This window comes from Microbacterium barkeri (assembly GCF_027921765.1).
Classification (GTDB): Bacteria; Actinomycetota; Actinomycetes; order Actinomycetales; family Microbacteriaceae; genus Microbacterium; species Microbacterium barkeri.
In genome coordinates, this window is the sequence record NZ_BSEJ01000033.1 from 1 (window position 1) to 1,106 (window position 1,106).

Sequence of the window (1,106 nt, forward strand, 5' to 3'; positions counted from 1 at the left end):
CTAGCTGTACTGCTCAGGGACGTTGTTTGATCTGGCTTCCCTGATGTGACGAGAACCTCCCGGCAGAGTGGAGCTGCTACCGCATCCGCTCTGAACCAGGGAGGTTCTCGTGTCTCACGCTAACGCGGCGCTGACCCCGCGCCAAAGGCTCCGCCTTGCCCAGAAGATCGTCGACGAGGAATGGACGATCGCCGCAGCAGCGGACTACTTCCGGGTGTCCTGGCCGACGGCGAAGAAGTGGGCTCTTCGCTACCTCGAGCTCGGCGAGGAGGGCATGGCCGACCGGTCGTCCCGGCCGCACACTCATCCGAACCGGACCGCGCGGCCCCTGGTGAAGAAGATCGTGCACTTGCGGATCCGCAGGCGCCTGGGCCCGGTTGAGATCGCGGGTCGGCTGGAGATGGCGTCGTCAACCGTTCACGCTGTGCTGAAGCGCTGCCGGTTGAATCGGCTCTCGCATATCGACGTGAAGACCGGTGAGCCGGCGCGTCGCTACGAGCACGAGACTCCGGGCGCTCTGATCCATGTCGACGTGAAGAAGCTCGGCAACATCCCCGACGGCGGCGGCTGGCGCTACGTCGGACGGTTCCAGGGTGACCGCAACCGAGCAGTCACGGCCAAGCGAACCGGCAAGCGAGGCATCGCCGGTGACATGGTCACCGGCACCGCCTACGTCCATACCGTCATCGACGACCACTCCCGCGTCGCCTACGCCGAGATCCACGACGACGAACGCGCCGAGACCGCGATCGGCGTCCTCCGCCGCGCGGTCTCCTGGTTCGCCGACCGCGGTGTCCGTGTCGAACGGGTCCTCTCCGACAATGGCTCCGCTTACCGATCACACGCTTGGCGGCACGCCTGCGCCGAGCTCGGCATCACGCCCAAGCGGACCCGTCCTTACCGGCCGCAGACCAACGGGAAGATCGAGCGCTTTCATCGCACCATGGCCGACGGTTGGGCCTACGTGAAGCACTACAACTCCGAGTCAGCCCGCCGCGCAGCCCTGCCAGCCTGGCTGCACTTCTACAATCACCACAGGCCCCACACTGCGACCGGGAAGCTCCCGCCCATCAGCCGGATCTCAAACAACCTGGCTGGGCAGTACA

Annotated in this window: 1 protein-coding gene; it reads left to right on the top strand. The window is 65.9% G+C overall.

Annotated features, from left to right (window positions below; genetic code table 11):
* Positions 1-109: 109 nt before the first annotated feature.
* Positions 110-1,106: IS481 family transposase (locus PKE79_RS16450; RefSeq protein ID WP_271174782.1), on the top strand; the 997-nt coding region annotated here is incomplete at its 3' end.